We start from the raw sequence: 19,924 nt of genomic DNA, 5'->3' as shown, positions 1-19,924 counted from the left end.
GTCCCGTTAACCAAGAACAGGACTGCCATGGTCGCTCGTGCACATACCGTTGCCTTCCAAGGGGTAGATGCCCGCCCTGTCGAAGTGCAGTGCGCCGTATCCCCCGGCCTGCCCGCCTTTTCCATCGTGGGCCTGCCAGACAAGGCGGTATCCGAAGCCCGTGATCGCGTGCGCAGCGCGCTGAGCGCGATGGCAATCGCCTTGCCCTCAAAGCGGATCACCATCAACCTGTCCCCCGCCGACCTACCCAAAGAAGGCAGCCATTTCGACCTACCCATAGCCGTCGCGCTGCTGTCGGCCCTAGAGATCATTCCAGCCGACGCCGCTGAAAGCACCGTAGCTTTGGGAGAGCTTTCACTCGACGGTTCTCTGGTCCCGGTGGTCGGTGCCCTGCCCGCGGCGATGACGGCGGCGTCTGATGATCGTATGTTGCTCTGCCCCCGCGCCTCCAGCGCCGAGGCGGCATGGGTTGACGCAACGCAGGTGATCGGCGCGGGGTCTCTGGGCGATGTTGTGCGCCATTTCTCGGGCCAATCCCCCCTACCAGCCGCCCAGCCCGGCGAGGTGAACCTGACGCCCAGCGCGCGGGATCTGCGCGATGTAAAAGGGCAGGAACGCGCCAAACGCGCCCTGGAGATCGCTGCCGCAGGACGTCATCACCTGATCATGATCGGAACGCCGGGATCGGGTAAATCCATGCTGGCCGCGCGGCTGCCCGGAATCTTGCCCCCCCTGACCGCAGTTGAGGCTTTAGAGACCTCGATGATCCAGTCCTTGTGCGGTTTGCTGGACGAAGGCGGCATCAATCGCACGCGCCCTTTTCGCGAGCCCCATCATACGGCATCCATGGCCGCAATCGTCGGGGGCGGCAAAGGCGCAAAACCCGGTGAGATTTCGCTGGCTCATAACGGCGTGCTGTTCATGGATGAATTTCCTGAGTTTCCACGCACTGTTCTGGAAACCTTGCGCCAGCCCATCGAAACCGGCGAGGTTATGGTGGCGCGCGCAAATGCGCATGTGAAGTATCCCTGCCGGTTCATGCTGGTGGCCGCAGCCAACCCTTGCAAATGCGGCTATCTGACGGACCCCTCTCGTGCCTGCTCACGCGCGCCGGGCTGTGGTGAGGACTATTTGAACCGCATATCAGGGCCGTTGATGGACAGGTTCGACCTGAGGATTGAAGTACCGCCGGTGGAATTCACTGATCTTGATTTGCCGCCATCCGGCGACAGCTCCGCTACAGTTGCTGTACGGGTCCAAAACGCCCGCGCCATTCAGGCGAACCGATTTCAAGACACCCCACATATGCGCCAAAACGCGGATGCAGAAGGGAAGGTTCTGGAAGAGATCGCAACACCCGATGCCGAAGGTAAAGAGCTGTTGCTGAAAGCGGCAGACCGGTTTGGCCTGTCCGCCCGCGCGTTTCATCGCATTCTTCGCGTGGCGCGCACAATTGCCGATTTGGAAGCATCCACAAACGTGCGCAGAGCGCACGTAGCCGAGGCGCTGAGCTTTCGCATCAGCGCCCGGGTCATGGCTTAGATCTTGGCTTCGATGGCCTGCCAGATTTTTTCGGCGATGTTGACGCCATCAAAGCGCTCAAGCTCTTGAATGCCGGTGGGGGAGGTCACGTTGATCTCGGTCAGATAGTCTCCAATGACGTCGATCCCGACAAAGATCTGACCTTTTTCTTTAAGCAGCGGGCCAATTGCTGCGCAAATCTTAAGATCACGCTCTGACAGACCAATCTTTTCCGGACGCCCGCCCACATGCATGTTGGATCGCGTTTCGCCAGCAGCAGGAACCCGGTTGATCGCGCCAACGGGCTCACCATCAACTAAAATCACCCGCTTATCGCCATTGCTGACGTCGGGCAGAAATTTCTGCACGATCAGAGGCTCACGCGAGAAGCCGGTGAACAGCTCGTGCAGAGATGTTAGGTTGCGGTCATTGGCGTCCAGTCGGAACACGCCTGCGCCGCCATTGCCGTAGAGCGGCTTAAGGATGATATCGCCGTGCTTTTCCTTGAACGCTTTGATCGTTTGCAGATCACGCGCAATCGTTGTTGGCGGTGTCAGGTCAGGGAAATCCAGCACCAGCAGCTTTTCTGGATAATTGCGCACCCAGAACGGATCGTTGACCACCAGCGTCTGACCCTTGAGACGATCCAGCAAATGCGTGGACGTGATGTAGTGCATGTCAAACGGAGGGTCCTGTCGCAACCAGACCACATCGAAATCAGCCAGATCAACCTCGCGTTCGGGTCCCAAGACGGCCGGATCACCTGCGACCCGCTGCACTGTCATGTCGTGGCCACGCGCCGTGATGCGGCCCTCCTGATAAGCCAGTTGATCCGGCCCGTAGAAAAACAACGAATGCCCGCGCGTCTGCGCCTCTTCCGCCAGTCGGAATGAGCTGTCGGCGTTGATGTCCACGGCCCCAATCGGGTCCATTTGAAAGGCGATTTTCATGGCGTGTCCCTCAGTTTCACGCCAGATACATGGCCCAGCAGGCCCTGGGGTTCAATGGGGCTTAGTTGTGACCAAAGGCGTTTTCGATGATTTGAACTGCGCCAGACCCATCCACCAGAGCTGCGTCAAAGCGCACTTCGGTGAGTTGCCCGTTTGGCTCTTTCTCTAGAAACTGAGCAGCTGAGGCGTAGATTCGATCAATCTGCTTGGCGCTGATCCGAGCCGCCGCCTTTTCAAAACTACTGCTTTTCTTGACTTCGATGAACACAAGCCCAGCCCCGTTGCGCGCGATCAGATCGATTTCACCACCCGCGCCGCGCCAGCGTCTATGCAGAATGGCCATGCCACGGCGCTCATAATCCTCAGCAACCCGAAGCTCTGCCGCCTGCCCGGCGTGGTAGGAAACAGAGCCCTGATTTGTCCGCCGACCCATGTCATCATTTTCCCAGCTTCAGAGCTTTCTGGTAAATCGGTCGGCGCGGCAGGTCATACATTTTTGAAACAAGATCCGCCGCATCCCGAACCGAGTGGCTTTCCAACGCTCGCTTCAGTGCCTCTTCTACATCGGATTCATTAACGCTTTGCGAATGGCCGCGATCGACCAGCACAACGATTTCACCTTTGACTGACTTGCCTTTATAATCTTCGGCCAATTCCGCGAGGGTGCCACGGCGGATCTCTTCGAACTTCTTGGTCAATTCGCGACATAGCGCTGCCTGTCGATCCGCCCCCAGAACCATGGCCAGATCTGACAAGCTGGTGGAGACACGTTTTGGGGATTCGTAGAACACAAGCGTGCCGGGAATGTCCTTCAATGCCTCAATCCGGGCGCGGCGTGCCCCGGATGCATTGGGCAAAAACCCTGCGAAAAAGAAAGCGTCTGTCGGAAGACCTGCCAAGGTCAGCGATGTCAAGGCAGCCGACGCACCGGGGGCGCAGGTCACCATGTGCCCGGCCTCAGCCGCCTGCTTGCCCAGATCATAGCCCGGATCCGCAATCAGCGGCATTCCCGCCTCGGACGCATAGGCAACCGATTGCCCCTGCGCCAATGCCTGCATGAGTTTATCGCGCGCACCTGCGCCGCTGTGGTCATGATAGGCTTGAATCCGGCGCCCCTCGAGTGGGATGCCGTGAATCTCCATCAAACGCCGCAAACTGCGGGTGTCTTCCGCTGCGATCACGTCGGCTGATGCCAGAACATCCAAGGCCCTGAGCGTAATGTCGCGCGCGGTTCCAATCGGAGTGGCAACAAAATACAGGCCCGCAGCCAATCTGATCTTTTGGAAATTCAAAGCTGGACCCTCACAGCGTGACGTTTATTATCGCGGCTCGACAGAACAGAGGCATTCATAGCCGTCGGATCAGGGAGTTTTCATTTAGATGTTCACCGTTTGCAAGCCCGTTAGCAAGTTGGCGAAAGCCGCCGCTGCCCTGACAACCGCAGCGTTTCTGGCCGCCTGTGAACCGGGCGGCCTTGGAGGTGGACCGTCGATCAATACTTCTGCTCCGGTTCCGGTGGCCTTGCTTGTGCCCAGCGGATCTGGCCAGTCAGGCGATGCGGCATTGGCGCAAAGCCTGGAAAATGCAGCGCGTCTGGCAATGTCTGATCTGCCCAACGTGACAATTGACTTGCGCGTTTATGACACTGCCGGAAACCCGAACACGGCAACCGCCGTGGCCCAGCAAGCCGTTGCGGATGGTGCCAAGATCATTATCGGCCCGGTCTATGCGCAAGCTGCAAATGCCGCCGGATTGGCGGTATTGAGTAACAACGTCAACGTTCTTTCGTTTTCGAATAATACCAGCATCGCAGGCGGCAACGTCTTTGTTCTGGGCCCGACCTTCGACAACACAGCGAACCGGCTGGTGAGCTTTGCAGGCAGCCAGGGCAAGGCCAATACGGTGATCGTGCACAGCAACGACGCGGCCGGTCAGTTGGGCCAGGCTGCGATTGCCAACGCGCTGGCCAGCAGCCGGGTCAACAACGCCGGTACTGTTGGCTACGACCGCTCGCAGCAGGGTGTTATCAACTCGGTGCCAACGATCAAAGCCACGGTTGATTCGACAGGAGCCGATTCGATTTTCCTGACGGCCACAACGGCCGGTGCATTGCCATTGTTTTCGCAATTGCTGCCTGAGGCAGGTGTTTCGCCCGCAACCACGCAATTTATCGGCTTGACGCGCTGGGATATTCCGCCACAGACGTTGGAACTGCCGGGCGTACAAGGGGGATGGTTCGCTCTGCCTGATCCATCCAAGGCTCAGGCATATCGTCAACGTTACAACGCGACATACGGCGAAGCGCCCCATCCGATCAGCGGGTTGGCCTATGACGGTATCGCAGCCATCGGCGCGTTGGTCAGCCAGGGCAAATCCGATGCTCTGACCTCTGCAGCCCTGACTCAGAACGCCGGTTTCCAGGGCGTTGGCGGCATATTCCGCCTGCGTCCGAACGGCACCAACGAACGCGGTCTGGCCGTGGCCACGATCCAGAACAAACAGGTGGTTGTGATTGACCCTGCCCCACAAAGCTTCTCTGGCGCCGGCTTCTGATCTGCCGGGCGCCAGCCCTGTGCCTGAAACCTCGTTAATCTGCCCCGCTGAAGACATCTTCGACAGTGCCAGCGTCAATGACGCGCTGGCGCTGGCGTTTGAGTCATGCACAGACAACAGCAAAATGCGGGCTGAAACGGTGCGTATTCTGCGCGACGCGCAAAAGGCCGGGCGCGCTGCTATTGCCGAAGCCTTTGGCAAACAACCCTTTGCGGCGCGCGCACTGACGCGGTCCTACACCTATCTAACGGATCAGCTGGTCGGTACGGCGATGCTGGTGTCCAGCACACGCCTACATCCGCTTGCGACGCCCACCCAAGGCGAAAAGATTGCGGTTTTGGCCGTTGGCGGATACGGGCGCGGGGAAATGGCGCCATCTTCGGACGTCGACCTGCTGTTCCTAACCCCCTACAAAATCACAGCCTGGGCCGAGAGCGTCATCGAATCGATGCTCTACATTCTGTGGGACTTGCGGCTGAAAGTCGGCCATTCCTCTCGTACGATCAAAGACTGCTTGCGGCTGGGCGCCGAGGATTTCACGATCCGCACCGCCATGTTGGAACAACGCTATCTGGCCGGTGACAAGGCGTTGGCGGACGAGCTGGACCAACGTCTGAAAAGCGATTTGTTCAAAGGAACCGAACGCGAATTCATCGAAGCCAAGCTGAAAGAACGCGACGAACGCCACCTGAAACAAGGTGAGCGCTACATGGTCGAACCCAATGTGAAAGAAGGCAAAGGCGGTCTGCGTGACCTTCAATCGCTCTATTGGATCGCAAAATATGTCTATGGCGTGCAGGACGTGGCAGAACTCGTTCCTCTGGGTCTGTTCACCCCGGAAGAGTTCGAGACCTTTGTTCAGGCCGAAGAGTTCCTGTGGGCCGTGCGATCGCATCTGCATCTGGTGACGGGCCGCGCCACCGAGCAACTGACGTTTGACATGCAGGTCGAAGTGGCCGCGCGCATGGGTTACGAGGATCGCGCCGGGCGACGGGCGGTCGAGGTCTTCATGCAGCGCTACTTCCGCGAGGCAACTCGGGTCGGTGAACTGACACGGATCTTCCTGACCAAGCTCGAAGCGCTCCACATGAAAAGCGCGCCGTTGTTGGAGCGTATTTTCCGCAGAAGCCCAAGAGTAAAGGCCGGGTACAAAGTGATCCACGGACGTCTGGACGTGGCGGACCCGGAAACATTCCTGCTGGACAAACTGAACCTTCTGCGTTTGTTCGAAGAAGGGCTGCGCACCGGCATGTTGATCCATCCCGACGCGATGCGGCTGGTTAGCGCCAACCTGCATCTGATCGACGATGAAATGCGCAACGACAAAGAAGCCAAGCGCATTTTTCTGGATCTTTTGCTGAAACACGGCAACCCGGAACGTGCTTTGCGACGGATGAACGAATTGGGTGTCCTGTCGGCCTTTTTGCCCGAGTTCGAACACATCGTGGCGATGATGCAGTTCAACATGTATCACAGCTATACGGTGGACGAGCATACCATCCAGTGCATCATCAACCTTGCCCAGATCGAACGCGGAGAACTGGTGGAGTCCCTGCCGCTTGCCTCTTCGATCCTTGAGCGCGGGGTCAATCGAAAAGTGCTGTATGTCGCGTTACTCCTGCACGACATTGCCAAAGGTCGGCCCGAGGATCATTCGATCCTGGGTGCACAGATCGCGCGCAAAGTGGCCCCGCGATTGGGGCTGAGCAAATCAGAGTCGGAAACGGTTGAATGGCTGGTCCGGTATCACCTGCTGATGTCAGACATGGCGCAAAAACGCGATATTTCGGACCCGCGAACTGTTCGTGATTTTGCCAAGGCCGTTCAAACGGTCAAACGGCTGGATCTGCTGACCGTTCTCACCGTCTGTGACATTCGCGGCGTCGGCCCCAACACCTGGAACAATTGGAAAGCCACCTTGCTGCGCGCCTTGCACGCAGAAACCAAGCGTGCGCTGGAAACTGGTATGGAAGACCTCAACCGCGCCAATCGCGGGGCTGAGGCTAAGAAAGCACTTCGCACGGAATTGGCGGGCTGGTCCAAGTCAGACCTCAAAACTGAAACAGCGCGTCACTACGATCCGTATTGGCAGGGCCTCAATCTGGCGACGCATGTCGAGTTTGCTGAGATGCTGCACGCACTGGACCAAAGTGGTGATCCGGGCGCGATGGAGATCAGGCTTGAACCTGACGAAGATCGCGACGCAACGCGGGCTTGCTTTGCAATGGGCGACCATCCAGGGATTTTTGCCCGCATTGCCGGGGCATTGGCCCTTGTCGGCGCAAACGTCGTGGATGCCCGCAGTTACACAACCAAAGACGGTTACGTCACGGATGCGTTTTGGATTCAGGACGCTGAAGGACGTCCTTTCGAAGCCGCGCGCCTGCCCCGCCTGACGCAGATGATCCACAAGACACTGCGCGGCGAAGTGGTTGCCAAGGAAGCCCTGAAATCGCGTGACAAGATCAAGAAACGCGAACGGGCCTTCAACGTGCCGACCCATATCACTTTCGACAATGAAGGGTCCGAAATCTACACGATCATCGAAGTTGATACGCGCGACCGCCCTGGTCTGCTTTATGACCTGACCCGGACGTTGGCGGCGGCGAATGTGTATATTGCGAATGCCGTAATTGCGACCTACGGAGAACAGGTAGTGGACGCCTTTTACGTCAAGGACATGTTCGGACTGAAATACCATTCGGAAAGCAAACAGCGCGGCCTTGAGGCGAAGTTGCGCAAGGCGATCACCGAGGGTGCCGAGCGTGCAGCCTCATGAAGCAAATCCGGTTGATTTCGGGCTTTTTCACGGTTGGCTTCTGGACACTCGCCAGCCGCATTCTGGGATTTCTGCGGGAAATTCTGCTGACCGCGCTAATCGGCCCCGGGCCGGTGATGGACGCGTTTGTCGCGGCCTTCCGCCTGCCGAACATGTTCCGCCGCTTTTTTGCCGAGGGTGCCTTTAACGCGGCCTTCGTGCCCATGTTCTCAAAGCGGCTGGAAGCAGACGAGAATCCGCAGGGCTTTGCGCAGGATGCGTTCAACCTGTTGGCGCTGGCCGTTTTGGCACTGGTTGGGCTGGCGCTGGTGTTCATGCCCGGTCTGGTTTGGCTGACAGCCGAAGGTTTCTATGGTGATGAGCGGTTCGATTTGGCGGTGGACTATGGCTATGTCGTCTTTCCTTACATCCTGTTCATGTCTCTGGCCGCGCTATTCTCCGGTGTCCTGAATGCGACGGGGCGGTTCGCGGCCGCAGCTGCCGCACCGGTTTTGTTGAACATCTTTGCCTGTACGGCGCTGATCGCCGGAGCCCTTTCAGGCGGCGAGGTCATTCGGTGGCTGATCTCGGTTATTCCGGCTGCAGGTATCGCTCAATTGGCGCTGGTCTGGGTTGCAACGGAACGGGCAGGTATCCGCATTCGGCCCGGCCTGCCTAAACTCACGCCCGAGATGCGTAGGATGGTCCGCATCGCGGTCCCCGCAGCTCTGGCGATGGGGGTCACGCAGGTCAATCTGGTGGTCGGCCAATTGGTGGCGTCGAAAACCGAAAAGGCCGTGAGCTGGCTGTTTGCGGCAGATCGACTGTACCAACTGCCGCTTGGCGTGGTTGGTATCGCCATCGGTATTGTTCTGCTGCCCGACCTGTCACGCCGTCTGCGCGCCGAAGACAAAGAAGGTGCGCGCAACGCGTTTTCCCGTGCCGGAGAGTTCATGTTGCTGCTGACCCTGCCTTCGACCGTGGCGTTTCTGGTCATCCCGAACCCGCTGGTCTCGGTTCTGTTCGAACGGGGGCAATTCACCTCTGAAGATACCACAGCCACAGCGCTGGCCGTTGCCATCTATGGCATCGGACTACCTGCCTTCATGCTGCAAAAACTGCTGCAGCCTCTGTATTTCGCACGCGAGAATACGCGTTCTCCGTTTCACTATGCTGTTGTGGCAATGATTGTGAATGCGGCTTTGGCGTTTGGCCTCTTCCCGCTTGTGGGCTGGATCGCCCCCGCCATTGCTGCATCAACAGCGGGTTGGGCCATGGTCGTTCTGTTGGCCATAGGCGCGCGCAACATGGGAGGCGAAGCCCGGTTCGATGACCGGTTCAAACAGCGCGCGGGTCGGATCGTGCTGGCCTCAATTGGCATGGGCGTGGTCTTGTATGCGGCGCTTCTGGCGTTTGGTTGGACGTTGAGTGTTCCCGGTTGGAGATATCTGGCGCTGCTTGTCCTGATTATGGTCGCTGCGGCTTCTTACTTCGGCCTGGGCCACCTCTTGGGCGCATTCAAACTTTCCGAGTTCAAACGCGCCCTGCGCCGCTCCTGATCAGTCGCGGCGTATGCGCCCAACGATTCGATCCCAGGCGCCGGGTGCGACAAGGAAAGAGACGCCGAAACCGGTGGCAAACCCGCCCAGATCGGCGACCCATTCCCAATTGCCGCCAAAGATCAGGCCAAACAGGAATTGAATGCCCATCAGGACGGCAATGAGCTGAAATGCCCGCGCCTGATTTGCGCCAACCAAGGATAGTTTGCGCCACAACAACCAGGTAAATGCGCCGATCAGGCCGTAAACCGGTGGAAACCCTCCGATCAGAGGATAGCGCGGGTCCAGCAGAACGGCATAGGCCAACGCCCCCCCGATACCAGAGACGACAAAGATCAGCAGCATGGGGAAGCCGCCAAACACTTCACCGACCATCTTGCCCATGGCCAGAACGAAAACGCAGACAAACACCGCCTGCGTGAAATTGGCCGAGACAAACGGATAGGTCACGAACCGGATCACATGTTCAAACGGCCAGCGCCCGTTCAGCACCATCCAGTCGAAGATATCCGCCGAAAACGCATAGTGTTGTATCGCGTCCAGCCGCCAGCCGACCGCTGTTGGCCCTCCGACCAAACCGCGCGATCCCAGCGTAAAAGCGAGTTCAATGCCGATGATGAACAGAACCAGCGCCACAACAACGGGCGGCAAAGGGTTCACGGCGGGTGTGTAATGCTCACTGCTCATTGGGCGGGCCTTTCGCGGCTGTTGACGTCCCTGTGCCTCATGGGTAAGCGACGGGGGCTGATTTTTCCAGACGGGAGTTCCCTTCGATGACCGAGACCCAGTTCACGCCGCGCGTGTTTTCCGGCATCCAGCCTTCGGGCGGGCTGACCCTGGGCAACTATCTGGGCGCAATGAAGCGCTTTGTGGATATGCAGGGTGCAGATTTCGAGACCATCTATTGCATGGTCGATCTGCACGCGATCACCACATGGCAGGACCCCGCAGCGCTGTCCCACAACACCCGTGAACTGTGCGCAGGTTTTATCGCGGCGGGCATCGACCCCGAACAGTCGATTTTGTTCAACCAAAGCCAGGTGCCCGAACATGCACAACTGGGCTGGATCTTTAACTGCGTCGCCCGGATGGGGTGGATGCAACGGATGACCCAGTGGAAGGACAAGGCAGGCAAGAACCAGCAGAACGCTTCGCTGGGGCTTTTTGCCTACCCGTCGCTGATGGCGGCTGACATTCTGATCTATCACGCGACCCATGTGCCGGTCGGTGAGGATCAGAAACAGCATCTGGAGTTGACCCGTGATATCGCCATCAAGTTCAACAACGACTTTGGCGTCGACTTCTTCCCAATCACCGAGCCGGTGATCGAAGGCGCGGCCACACGCGTCATGAGCTTGCGGGACGGGTCCAAGAAGATGTCAAAATCCGATCCGTCGGACATGAGCCGGATCAACCTGACCGATGATGCCGACGCGATTGCCAAGAAAATCCGTAAGGCCAAGACCGACCCGGACGCGCTGCCGTCGGATGTTGACGGGCTGGAGGATCGCCCCGAGGCGCGCAATCTGGTCAATATCTACGCGGCGCTGAACGATCAAAGTGTCGAACAGGTTCTGGCCGAGGTCGGCGGCAAGCAGTTTGGTGACTTTAAACCGATGCTTGCCGATCTGGCGGTGGCGAAACTGGCGCCGATCTCGACCGAAATGTCTCGTTTGATGGCAGATCAGGGCGAAATTGATCGCATTCTGGCCCGCGGGGCCGAGCGTGCGCGTGAGATCGCTGCTCCGATCCTGCAAAAGACCTACGAAATCGTAGGCATGGTTGGGTCAGCATCACGCTGATTGCACTGGACCTTTTTCTGACGCCCTCCTAGGTTTGCCCAAAGCTTGGGAGGGCATCATGGCAACAGGCAAGAATATCCGCACATATTTCGAAGGCCAGTGGCATGAAGGGGATGCACCCATCATGCGCGCCGCCGATCACGGGGCCTGGTTGGGGTCTTCTGTCTTTGATGGCGCTCGATATTTCGAGAGCCTTGCACCCGACTTGCATGCGCATTGTGCGCGGGTAAACCGATCTGCAGAAGCTTTGATGCTGACCCCGACTGTAACAGCTGAACATATGGTGGAGTTGGTGCGCGAAGGGTTGCAATCCTACGACGCAGATACCGCCGTCTATATTCGGCCGATGTATTGGGGGATCGACGGCGACCAGACCGCCATTGTCCCACAGGAAAACAGCACGGGCTTTGCCATTTGTCTGGAAGAGATCCCGATGGCACCGGACACCGCCTCGGTCACTTTGACAACCACAAGGTTTCGCCGCCCTGTTTTGGAAAGTGCAGTTGTAAACGCCAAGGCCGGTTGCCTGTACCCCAACAACGCACGCATGTTGCAAGAGGCCCGGTCAAAGGGGTTCTCGAACGCTCTGGTCGCTGACGCGATGGGGAACGTGGCTGAAACCGCAACGGCCAACATCTTTATGGTCAAAGATGGTGAGGTCTTCACCCCGGCCCCCAACGGCACGTTTCTGGCGGGGATCACGCGCGCGCGACATATCAAGAACTTGCGCGACGACGGTGTTGCGGTCCACGAAACGGTTTTGAGTTTCGAGGATTTTCACGGGGCAGACGAAGTGTTCATGTCAGGCAACATGAACAAGGTGACACCTGTTACAGCTCTGGACGATACGCAATTTCAAGTTGGCCCTATTGCCCGCCGCGCCCGTGGACTTTACTGGGATTGGGCTGCAAGCGAACGCTAGCATGTCACTTTGAACGTGTCCGAGTTGCCACAGCGCAACCGCTGGGGCATGATCCCTGAAACTTGAAGAGGACACCCATGCGTAAGTTTCTAGTTGTTCTGGATGACAGCCGCGAATGCCTGAACGCCATGCGCTTTGCCGCGATGCGTGCCGCGCATACCGGTGGCGGAGTGACGATACTGTCGGTGATCCCGCCAGACGAGTTCAACCACTGGATCGGAGTCGCCGAAACCATGCGCGAAGAAGCGCGTGAACGTATCCATGCGCATTATGAGGTTTTTGCAAAATGGATGCGTGACAAACAGAATGTGGAACCGGAACTGGCCATCCGCGAAGGCGATCCGGTGCCACAGATCATAGAACATGTTCAGTCCGATCCCGAGATTGGTGTGCTTGTACTTGGGGCGGGCACGGACAAAAAGGGGCCAGGCCCGCTGGTGACTCAGTTGACAAAAAACTCGGGCAGCCTTCCGATCCCGATCACCATTGTTCCCGGCGATCTAAGCAAAGAAAAGCTGGAAGAAATCACCTGAGGACCGACGATGGCGAAGACGATACAGTTCTGGTTCGAATTCGCCTCGACCTATTCCTATCTCAGCGCAATGCGAATCGAAGCCGCGGCGCAAGCCAAGGGTGTTTCGGTCGAATGGCACCCTTTTCTGCTTGGTCCCATTTTTGCAGCTCAGGGATGGCAAACGTCTCCGTTTAATCTCTACCCTGCCAAGGGGCGGTACATGTGGCGTGACATGGAACGCCTGTGTGCGGCGCGGGGGTTGCCATTAGTACGACCTGATCCTTTTCCGCAGAATTCTCTTTCGGCAGCACGTCTCTCGCTGGCTATTGAAGGTCAAAATGGGCGGGCCGCTTTTGTCAGGGCGGTCTACAGCGCAGAGTTTGGGATGGGGCGCGATATCTCGGATCAGAATGTGCTGATGGATTGTCTGGAAACGGCAGGCTTGCCAACTGACACCTTGGGCCGCGTGCAGGACCCGGACATCAAGGCTGCGCTGTTTGCGCAATCCAACCGCGCTAAAGACCTTGATCTGTTCGGAACGCCTAGTTTTCTGGTCGAAGCAGAGCTGTATTGGGGCGATGACCGTCTGGATGAGGCGCTGGAACACGCGGCTTCAATTTAGAACCGTTCCAAATCTTGACTTCCCGCGCCCCTGCGCGCATATCAGAGGCACATCAGACGGAGCTGCCTCATGTTCATCCAGACCGAATCCACCCCAAACCCGGCCACGTTGAAATTTCTGCCCGGCCAAACGGTGCTTGAGGCTGGAACTGCAGATTTCCCAACGCCGGAAGCGGGCGAGAAATCTCCTCTGGCCAAACGAATCTTTGCTGTTAACGGTGTGACCGGCGTGTTCTTTGGCAACGATTTTGTCACTGTCACCAAATCCGATGAGGTTCAGTGGGATCACATCAAACCGGCGATCCTGGGTGCAGTGATGGAGCACTACCAATCGGGTCAACCCGTGATGGGTGCAGATGCAACTGCCGCATCTGGCCATGCAGAACACACTGGGGAAGACGCTGAAATCGTCAATCAGATCAAAGATCTGCTGGACAGCCGCGTGCGTCCGGCGGTGGCTCAGGACGGTGGTGACATCACCTTCCACGGTTTTGATCGCGGCATTGTTTACCTGCACATGCAGGGGGCCTGCGCGGGCTGCCCGTCTTCGACGCTGACACTGAAGATGGGTATCGAAAACCTGCTGCGTCACTACATCCCCGAAGTGACCGAGGTTCGCCCTGTTGCCGTCTGACCCGACGATTCTGGCATTTGATACATCGGCCGCGCATTGCGCGGCCGCTTTGTTGCGCGGTCGTGAAATCATAACTTCTCGGGCCGAAGCAATGTCGCGCGGGCAGGCCGAACGCCTGATGCCGATGCTCGAAGACATACTTGCTCAGGGTGGTTGCGCTTGGTCCGATCTTGACGCCATAGGCGTGGGTGTCGGCCCGGGTAATTTCACTGGAATTCGAATCTCAGTCTCTGCCGCACGCGGGCTTGCCTTGGGCCTCGGCGTCCCTGCCGTTGGTGTTTCAGGCTTCGATGCCTTGATGGAGCTCGGCGGTGCGGACCAGATTCCATGTATACCAGCCCCGCGCGATCAGGTTTATGTTCAGGCCGTCGGCGATGATCCACGCCTGATGCCCAGGGTAGAGGCCGAGGCACTTGGACCGCTGTTTTCCTGCAATGACCCGGACCAACACGTCCAAGCCATTGCACGTCTGACGGCTGAACGTTGGCGCGATGTCAGCGCACCGCCGGCACCGCTGTATGTCCGGCCCGCAGACGCGGCCCCGTCGCGTGATGTGCCTCCGGTCATGTTAGACGAATGACGCCGCACGACATGGCAACAACTCATGCCGCTGCGTTCACGCAGTCGCGCCCCTGGTCCGCCAGCGAATTTGAAAGCCTTCTGGACAACCCGTTTACGCATTACGTTGGTGATCCGCGCTGCTTTGCGTTGTTTCAGGTGATCGCGGGCGAGGCCGAGCTGCTGACAATTGCGACTCACCCTTCGGTACAACGTCAGGGGCTGGCCCTGGAAACGATGCGTGAATGGCACCGTCAGGCCGCCGCCATGGAGGCAAACCGGGCCTTTCTGGACGTCGCAGCTGACAATGTGGCGGCAATCGCCTTGTATGAACGCTGCGGGTATCATCGCTGCGGCGTGCGGCGTGCGTATTATTCGCGCGAAACGGGTACAAAAACCGACGCTCTGGTGATGGAATGCCGCCTGCCCTAAGGGCAAGTGAACATTTTTTGGACCATTTGGTCAGGAATCAATTGACCATGACGGTTGCAAACCCCCTTAATACCCGCCATCACAACAGTTATGCTCGCTAAACGTGGGTAAACGGGACTAATCTGATCCCGTGCCAACATAAAACTGGGAGACCGAAATGACCCTGATGAAATCCTTGATGAGCGCTGCCGCTGCCGTCGCTCTGACTGCAGGTGCCGCTCTGGCTGAACCGGCGCTGATCTTTGATCTGGGCGGCAAATTTGACAAATCGTTCAACGAAGCCGCCTATAACGGCGCGCAGCGTTGGGCAAATGAGACCGGTGGAAAGTACCGTGAGATCGAAATCCAGTCGGAAGCACAGCGTGAGCAGGCCCTGCGCCGCTTTGCCGAATCCGGTGCAAACCCGATCATCACCATGGGTTTTGGCATGGCTGATCCGCTGTCAGCAGTCGCTGGCGATTATCCGGACACCAAGTTCGTCGCTGTTGACGTGAACTGGCTGGACATTCCAAACATCCGTCAGATTGGCTTTGCCGAGCATGAAGGTTCGTACCTGGTTGGCATGATGGCCGCGATGGCGTCGGAATCGGGCACTGTTGGTTTCATCGGCGGTATGGATATTCCGCTGATCCGTCACTTTGGCTGTGGATACGCGCAGGGTGCAAAGGCTGTGAACCCTGACATCAACGTCGTGGCCAACATGACCGGCACCACTCCGGCTGCATGGAATGATCCTGTGAAAGGATCCGAGCTGACCAAGGCACAGATCAGCCAAGGCGCAGACGTGATCTACGCAGCCGCCGGTGGCACCGGCGTTGGCGTTCTGCAAACCGCTGCCGACGAAGGCATCCTGTCGATTGGCGTGGACAGCAACCAGAACCACCTGCACCCGGGCAAAGTTCTGACCTCGATGCTCAAGCGCGTTGATGTTGCCGTTTATGAAGCAATGAAAGCAGGCGACGACGTAGAAACCGGTATCTTCACCATGGGTCTGGCCGAAGACGGTGTTGGCGTTGCGATGGATGAAAACAACGAAGCACTCGTGTCCGTCCGCATGGCAGACGCTGTAGACGATGCGCGTAGCGCCATCATCAACGGCGACATCAACGTTGTCAGCTATTACGAGAACGACAGCTGCCCGGCACTGCAGTTCTAAAAATACATACGGGGTGGGGGTTTCCTCCGCCCCGTTTTCCACTCTGCCGCGCCGTCCGTGCGGCCCTTTCGGCAATTGAGGACAAGACATGACCGTCCCCGCCATTGAGCTCAAAGGGATTTCCAAAGCCTTTGGGCCGGTTCAGGCCAACAAAGACATCTCCATCAGTGTCGCCCCCGGTACAATACACGGGATCATCGGTGAAAACGGCGCGGGCAAATCCACGCTGATGAGCATCCTCTACGGCTTCTACAAAGCCGACAAAGGCGAAATCTGGATCAACGGATCCAAGACAGATATCCCTGACAGCCAGGCCGCAATCGCTGCTGGCATCGGGATGGTATTCCAGCATTTCAAGCTGGTTGAAAACTTTACCGTTCTGGAAAATATCGTGCTGGGTGCCGAAGATGGCGGGCTGCTCGCCCCGTCTTTGTCCAAGGCGCGTAAAGAGTTGAAAGACCTGGAAGAAGAGTACGAACTGTTCGTCGACCCAGACAAACGCATCGACGAGATCGGCGTCGGTATGCAACAGCGCGTCGAAATTCTGAAGGCGTTGTATCGCAAGGCTGAGATTCTGATTCTGGACGAACCAACCGGCGTACTGACCCCGGCTGAAGCAGATCAGTTGTTCCGCATTCTCGACCGCCTGCGGGCCGAGGGGAAAACGATCATCGTGATTACGCACAAACTGCGTGAGATCATGGAGAATACCGACACCGTCTCGGTCATGCGACGGGGACAGATGACGGCAACTGTCAAAACGTCCGAAACCAGCCCCGAAGAGTTGGCCGAACTGATGGTAGGCCGCAAGGTTCTGCTTCAGGTCGACAAAGTTCCTGCCAAACCCGGTAAACCCATTCTTGAGATTGAAAAGCTGAGCGTTTTCGATTCGACCGGAGTGGAACGGGTCAAAGGCATTGATCTGACCGTCCGCGCAGGTGAAATCGTCGGCATCGCCGGGGTGGCTGGCAACGGACAATCCGAGCTGCTTGAGGTTCTGGGCGGTATGCGCCCGGGCCAAGGTTCGATCAAATTGAATGGTCAGCCTTTGGCACTGAGTGGCGCAGGATCGGACGGTCAGGCCCGCCGCGCCCAGCATATCGCACATGTGCCGGAAGACCGGCAGCGCGAAGGTTTGATTATGGATTTCCACGCGTGGGAAAACGTCGCCTTCGGCTATCATCGTGACCCGGCATACAAACGCGGCATCTTCATGGACAATGCCGCCTTGCGCGCCGATACCGAAGCCAAGATCGAAAAATTCGACGTTCGCCCGCCCGATCCATGGTTGGCGGCCAAGAGCTTTTCTGGCGGCAACCAGCAAAAGATCGTTGTCGCACGCGAGATCGAGCGCAACCCGGATCTGCTGCTGGTCGGACAACCCACACGCGGCGTAGACATCGGTGCGATCGAGTTCATTCACAAGCAGATCGTCGCTCTGCGTGATCAGGGCAAGGCCATTCTGTTGGTCTCGGTCGAACTGGAAGAGATCTTTTCGCTTTCCGACCGGATTGCGGTGATGTTTGACGGACACATCATGGGTGAACGACTGCCCCATGAGACGGATGAAAAAGAACTGGGCCTGTTGATGGCCGGTGTTGCGGGAGAGGCCGCGTAACATGGAAAAAATGCCCAAATGGGCCGATGTCATCCTGATCCCGCTGATCAGTCTGATACTGGCCGCAATCCTGTCGGCGCTGGTCATCCTCGCCATCGGAGAAAACCCAATCGAAGCGGTTCAGCTTATGGTGACCGGCGCGCTGGGGTCGACCTATGGCTGGGGCTACACGCTCTACTATGCGACAAATTTCATGTTCACCGGGCTTGCGGTTGCCGTGGCGTTTCATGCGCGCCTCTTTAACATCGGCGGCGAAGGTCAGGCGATGCTGGGCGGGCTTGGCGTCGCCATGGTCTGCCTTTATGTCGACTGGCCCCATTGGAGCGTTGCCTTGCTTGCGGCCTGCGCCGCATCAATGCTGTTCGGCGCATTTTGGGCCGCCATTCCGGCCTATTTGCAAGCCAAACGCGGCAGCCACATCGTGATCACCACGATCATGTTCAACTTTATCGCAGCCGCGTTCCTGAACTACATGCTGGTCAACATCATGCGCCCGCAAGGATCGCAGGACCCAGCCACCGCACGATTCCCCGAAACCGTTCACCTGCCGACCTTCCAGTCGATGTTCTCAACCGCTGAGAATGTGGTGTTCCGCGGGGCTCCGGCGAACATCACGTTCTTCATCGCGCTGCTGGCCTGTGTCGTTGTCTGGGCACTGATCTGGCGGACCCGCCTGGGGTACGAAATCCGCGCCTATGGCCACTCGGAAACCGGGGCGGTTTACGCTGGTATTTCACCCGTGCGGATCACCATCATAGCCATGCTCATTTCGGGCGCGCTGGCAGGTTTGATGGCCATCAACAACGTGATGGGCGAGGCCGAGCGGCTGGTTCTGAACTCGACCGAAGGCGCGGGCTTTATCGGAATCGCCGTCGCGCTGATGGGCCGATCCCACCCGTTTGGCGTTTTTCTAGCCGCCTTACTGTTTGGCTTCCTCTATCAGGGCGGGGCAGAACTGGCTTTGTGGGCCTCGATCCCACGTGAGCTGATCGTTGTTATTCAAGCGTTGGTCATTCTGTTCACCGGGGCGTTGGACAACATGGTGCGAATGCCGCTTGAAAAACTGTTCCTTGGTATGCGGAAGAGGGCTGAGTGATGGAATTCTTCGTTACCCTCATCCAGGTCCTGGATTCGACCATCCGCCTGTCCACCCCGCTGCTGCTGGCCTGTCTGGCCGGTCTCTATTCGGAACGTGCGGGTATCTTTGACATTGGCCTCGAAGGCAAAATGCTGATAGCGGCGTTCTTTTCCGCAGCCATTGCGGCTGTTACCGGTTCAGTTTGGTTGGGCTTGCTGGCGGGCATTGCAGCTTCATTGTTGCTGTCGGGGCTCCACGGGCTGGCGTCAATTACATTCCGAGGTAATCAGCTTATCTCGGGCGTGGCGATCAACTTTCTCGCTTCGGGTTTGACCGTACTGGTCGCCCAAAGCTGGTTCCAGCAAGGCGGGCGGACACCGTCCCTGTTTGGAGGTGGGCGATTTGAGCCCATCAATTTCCCATTTGCGGAAGCAATCAGCGGTGTGCCGATTATCGGCCCGATTTATTCCGAATTGCTCTCGGGTCACTCGATCCTGGTCTATGTGGCGTTTCTGATGGTTCCGGCGACATGGTGGGTTCTGTATCGCACCCGCTTTGGCCTGCGATTGCGGGCAGTGGGTGAAAACCCGGCGGCGGTTGATACAGCGGGCGTATCCGTCGTTGGCCTGCGCTTCGCGGCAGTCGCGATCTGTGGCGTTTTGTGCGGCATTGCAGGTGCTTATCTGGCCACCGCATTGCAGGCCGGGTTCGTCAAGGAAATGACAGCCGGGCGCGGGTTCATCGCACTGGCGGCGCTCATCTTTGCGAAATGGCGCCCCTGGCATGCCATGTGGGCCTGTCTGCTGTTTGGCCTGTTGCAAGCCGTTGCCCTGCGATTCCAGAATATCGACCTGGGCGGAATTGTGATCCCGGTACAGGTGATGGACGCCCTGCCCTACATCCTGACAGTTGTGATTCTGGCCGGGTTTGTCGGCAAAGCCGTTCCCCCACGTGCCGGTGGCGAACCGTACGTAAAGGAACGCTGATAAGTCCAGTTCAGGATCAATTCTGGGTCCTGTTCGCTGCAGAGCGGCATGCAGAGTTGATTTTGCATGCCGCACCCGCTCTAAGGGGGTATGCAAGTCTATCTGCCCATAGCCAAAGTTTCTGTCAGCGCTTCCCTAACGTTGGGCGGTGCCTTCAAAATCGAAGCTGATCTCGTTTTGCAATCAGAAGACATCTTTGGGCTCATCGAGCCGGGAGGCATGTGACAATGATATACATGCAAAAAACTGCATCAATGGCTTA

At 57.9% G+C, this 19,924-nt stretch carries 19 protein-coding genes; 15 read left to right on the top strand and 4 right to left on the bottom strand.

Translation table 11 applies throughout. From position 1 onward, the window contains the following. The first annotated feature begins 27 nt into the window (after positions 1–27). Positions 28–1,542 (top strand): YifB family Mg chelatase-like AAA ATPase, encoded by a 1,515-nt coding sequence (locus GS646_RS02075; RefSeq protein ID WP_171647370.1) that lies wholly within the window; start codon positions 28–30, stop codon positions 1,540–1,542. Here the strand turns inward: GS646_RS02075 and gshB are convergent. The 3 genes from gshB to rsmI all read right to left on the bottom strand — a co-directional run bounded on the left by gshB (position 1,539) and on the right by rsmI (position 3,763). Further along, positions 1,539–2,471, bottom strand: coding sequence for a glutathione synthase (gene gshB / locus GS646_RS02070; RefSeq protein ID WP_171184007.1), 933 nt, complete (start codon positions 2,469–2,471; stop codon positions 1,539–1,541). The genes GS646_RS02075 and gshB overlap by 4 nt on opposite strands. Positions 2,472–2,532: 61 nt before the next feature. Continuing rightward, complete coding sequence (locus tag GS646_RS02065) at positions 2,533–2,904, bottom strand: YraN family protein (RefSeq protein WP_171184005.1); 372 nt, start codon at positions 2,902–2,904, stop codon at positions 2,533–2,535. A gap of 4 nt (positions 2,905–2,908) precedes the next feature. Continuing rightward, the gene (gene rsmI / locus GS646_RS02060) at positions 2,909–3,763 is read right to left on the bottom strand and encodes a 16S rRNA (cytidine(1402)-2'-O)-methyltransferase (RefSeq protein ID WP_171647372.1); all 855 of its coding nucleotides are present in this window, start codon (positions 3,761–3,763) and stop codon (positions 2,909–2,911) included. 88 nt (positions 3,764–3,851) lie between these two features. Here rsmI and GS646_RS02055 point away from each other — a divergent pair, with 88 nt between their 5' ends. From GS646_RS02055 to murJ, 3 genes are read left to right on the top strand one after another with little or no spacing between them, the layout of a single operon-like run. Next, positions 3,852–5,024: a penicillin-binding protein activator gene (locus GS646_RS02055; protein WP_171184000.1), complete on the top strand. Its 1,173-nt coding sequence runs from the start codon at positions 3,852–3,854 to the stop codon at positions 5,022–5,024. Further along, positions 4,984–7,803 (top strand): [protein-PII] uridylyltransferase, encoded by a 2,820-nt coding sequence (locus GS646_RS02050; protein WP_171183998.1) that lies wholly within the window; start codon positions 4,984–4,986, stop codon positions 7,801–7,803. The genes GS646_RS02055 and GS646_RS02050 overlap by 41 nt, the downstream gene beginning before the upstream one ends. Then, the gene (gene murJ, locus GS646_RS02045; RefSeq protein WP_171105503.1) at positions 7,800–9,341 is read left to right on the top strand and encodes a murein biosynthesis integral membrane protein MurJ; all 1,542 of its coding nucleotides are present in this window, start codon (positions 7,800–7,802) and stop codon (positions 9,339–9,341) included. The genes GS646_RS02050 and murJ overlap by 4 nt, the downstream gene beginning before the upstream one ends. On the opposite strand, the gene GS646_RS02040 is transcribed toward murJ, so the two are convergent. After that, a complete protein-coding gene (locus GS646_RS02040; RefSeq protein WP_171093608.1) occupies positions 9,342–10,028 on the bottom strand; it encodes a rhomboid family intramembrane serine protease in 687 nt (228 codons plus the stop codon). It abuts the gene before it with no gap. Positions 10,029–10,114: 86 nt separating this feature from the next. Here GS646_RS02040 and trpS point away from each other — a divergent pair, with 86 nt between their 5' ends. The 11 genes from trpS to GS646_RS01985 all read left to right on the top strand — a co-directional run bounded on the left by trpS (position 10,115) and on the right by GS646_RS01985 (position 19,662). Further along, positions 10,115–11,143 (top strand): tryptophan--tRNA ligase, encoded by a 1,029-nt coding sequence (trpS, locus tag GS646_RS02035; protein WP_171093610.1) that lies wholly within the window; start codon positions 10,115–10,117, stop codon positions 11,141–11,143. A gap of 58 nt (positions 11,144–11,201) precedes the next feature. Further along, a complete protein-coding gene (locus tag GS646_RS02030; RefSeq protein WP_171647374.1) occupies positions 11,202–12,065 on the top strand; it encodes a branched-chain amino acid aminotransferase in 864 nt (287 codons plus the stop codon). A 77-nt stretch (positions 12,066–12,142) separates the two neighbouring features. Further along, complete coding sequence (locus GS646_RS02025) at positions 12,143–12,598, top strand: universal stress protein (protein ID WP_171093614.1); 456 nt, start codon at positions 12,143–12,145, stop codon at positions 12,596–12,598. A gap of 9 nt (positions 12,599–12,607) precedes the next feature. Further along, complete coding sequence (locus GS646_RS02020) at positions 12,608–13,201, top strand: 2-hydroxychromene-2-carboxylate isomerase (RefSeq protein ID WP_171183996.1); 594 nt, start codon at positions 12,608–12,610, stop codon at positions 13,199–13,201. Positions 13,202–13,270: 69 nt separating this feature from the next. After that, positions 13,271–13,834 carry a NifU family protein gene (locus tag GS646_RS02015; RefSeq protein WP_171647376.1) on the top strand — a complete coding sequence of 188 codons (564 nt, stop codon included), beginning with the start codon at positions 13,271–13,273 and terminating at the stop codon, positions 13,832–13,834. Continuing rightward, the gene (tsaB, locus tag GS646_RS02010) at positions 13,824–14,414 is read left to right on the top strand and encodes a tRNA (adenosine(37)-N6)-threonylcarbamoyltransferase complex dimerization subunit type 1 TsaB (protein ID WP_171647378.1); all 591 of its coding nucleotides are present in this window, start codon (positions 13,824–13,826) and stop codon (positions 14,412–14,414) included. Before GS646_RS02015 ends, tsaB begins: the two co-directional genes overlap by 11 nt. 11 nt (positions 14,415–14,425) lie before the next feature. Beyond that, entirely contained in the window at positions 14,426–14,824 is a 399-nt protein-coding gene (locus GS646_RS02005) for a GNAT family N-acetyltransferase (protein ID WP_253746493.1), read from the top strand. A 157-nt stretch (positions 14,825–14,981) separates the two neighbouring features. Continuing rightward, entirely contained in the window at positions 14,982–15,980 is a 999-nt protein-coding gene (locus GS646_RS02000) for a BMP family protein (RefSeq protein ID WP_171093623.1), read from the top strand. An 88-nt stretch (positions 15,981–16,068) separates the two neighbouring features. Continuing rightward, positions 16,069–17,598, top strand: coding sequence for an ABC transporter ATP-binding protein (locus tag GS646_RS01995; protein ID WP_171647382.1), 1,530 nt, complete (start codon positions 16,069–16,071; stop codon positions 17,596–17,598). A 1-nt stretch (position 17,599) separates the two neighbouring features. Further along, on the top strand, positions 17,600–18,694 hold the full coding sequence (locus GS646_RS01990; protein ID WP_171647385.1) for an ABC transporter permease: 1,095 nt from the start codon (positions 17,600–17,602) through the stop codon (positions 18,692–18,694). Continuing rightward, on the top strand, positions 18,694–19,662 hold the full coding sequence (locus GS646_RS01985) for an ABC transporter permease (protein WP_171093630.1): 969 nt from the start codon (positions 18,694–18,696) through the stop codon (positions 19,660–19,662). Before GS646_RS01990 ends, GS646_RS01985 begins: the two co-directional genes overlap by 1 nt. Positions 19,663–19,924 lie beyond the last annotated feature (262 nt).

Source organism: Ruegeria sp. HKCCD4315 (genome assembly GCF_013112245.1).
Classification (GTDB): domain Bacteria; phylum Pseudomonadota; class Alphaproteobacteria; order Rhodobacterales; family Rhodobacteraceae; genus Ruegeria.
The sequence above is the reverse complement of the archived record's forward strand: the minus strand, read 5'-3'. Positions and strand labels throughout refer to the sequence as shown.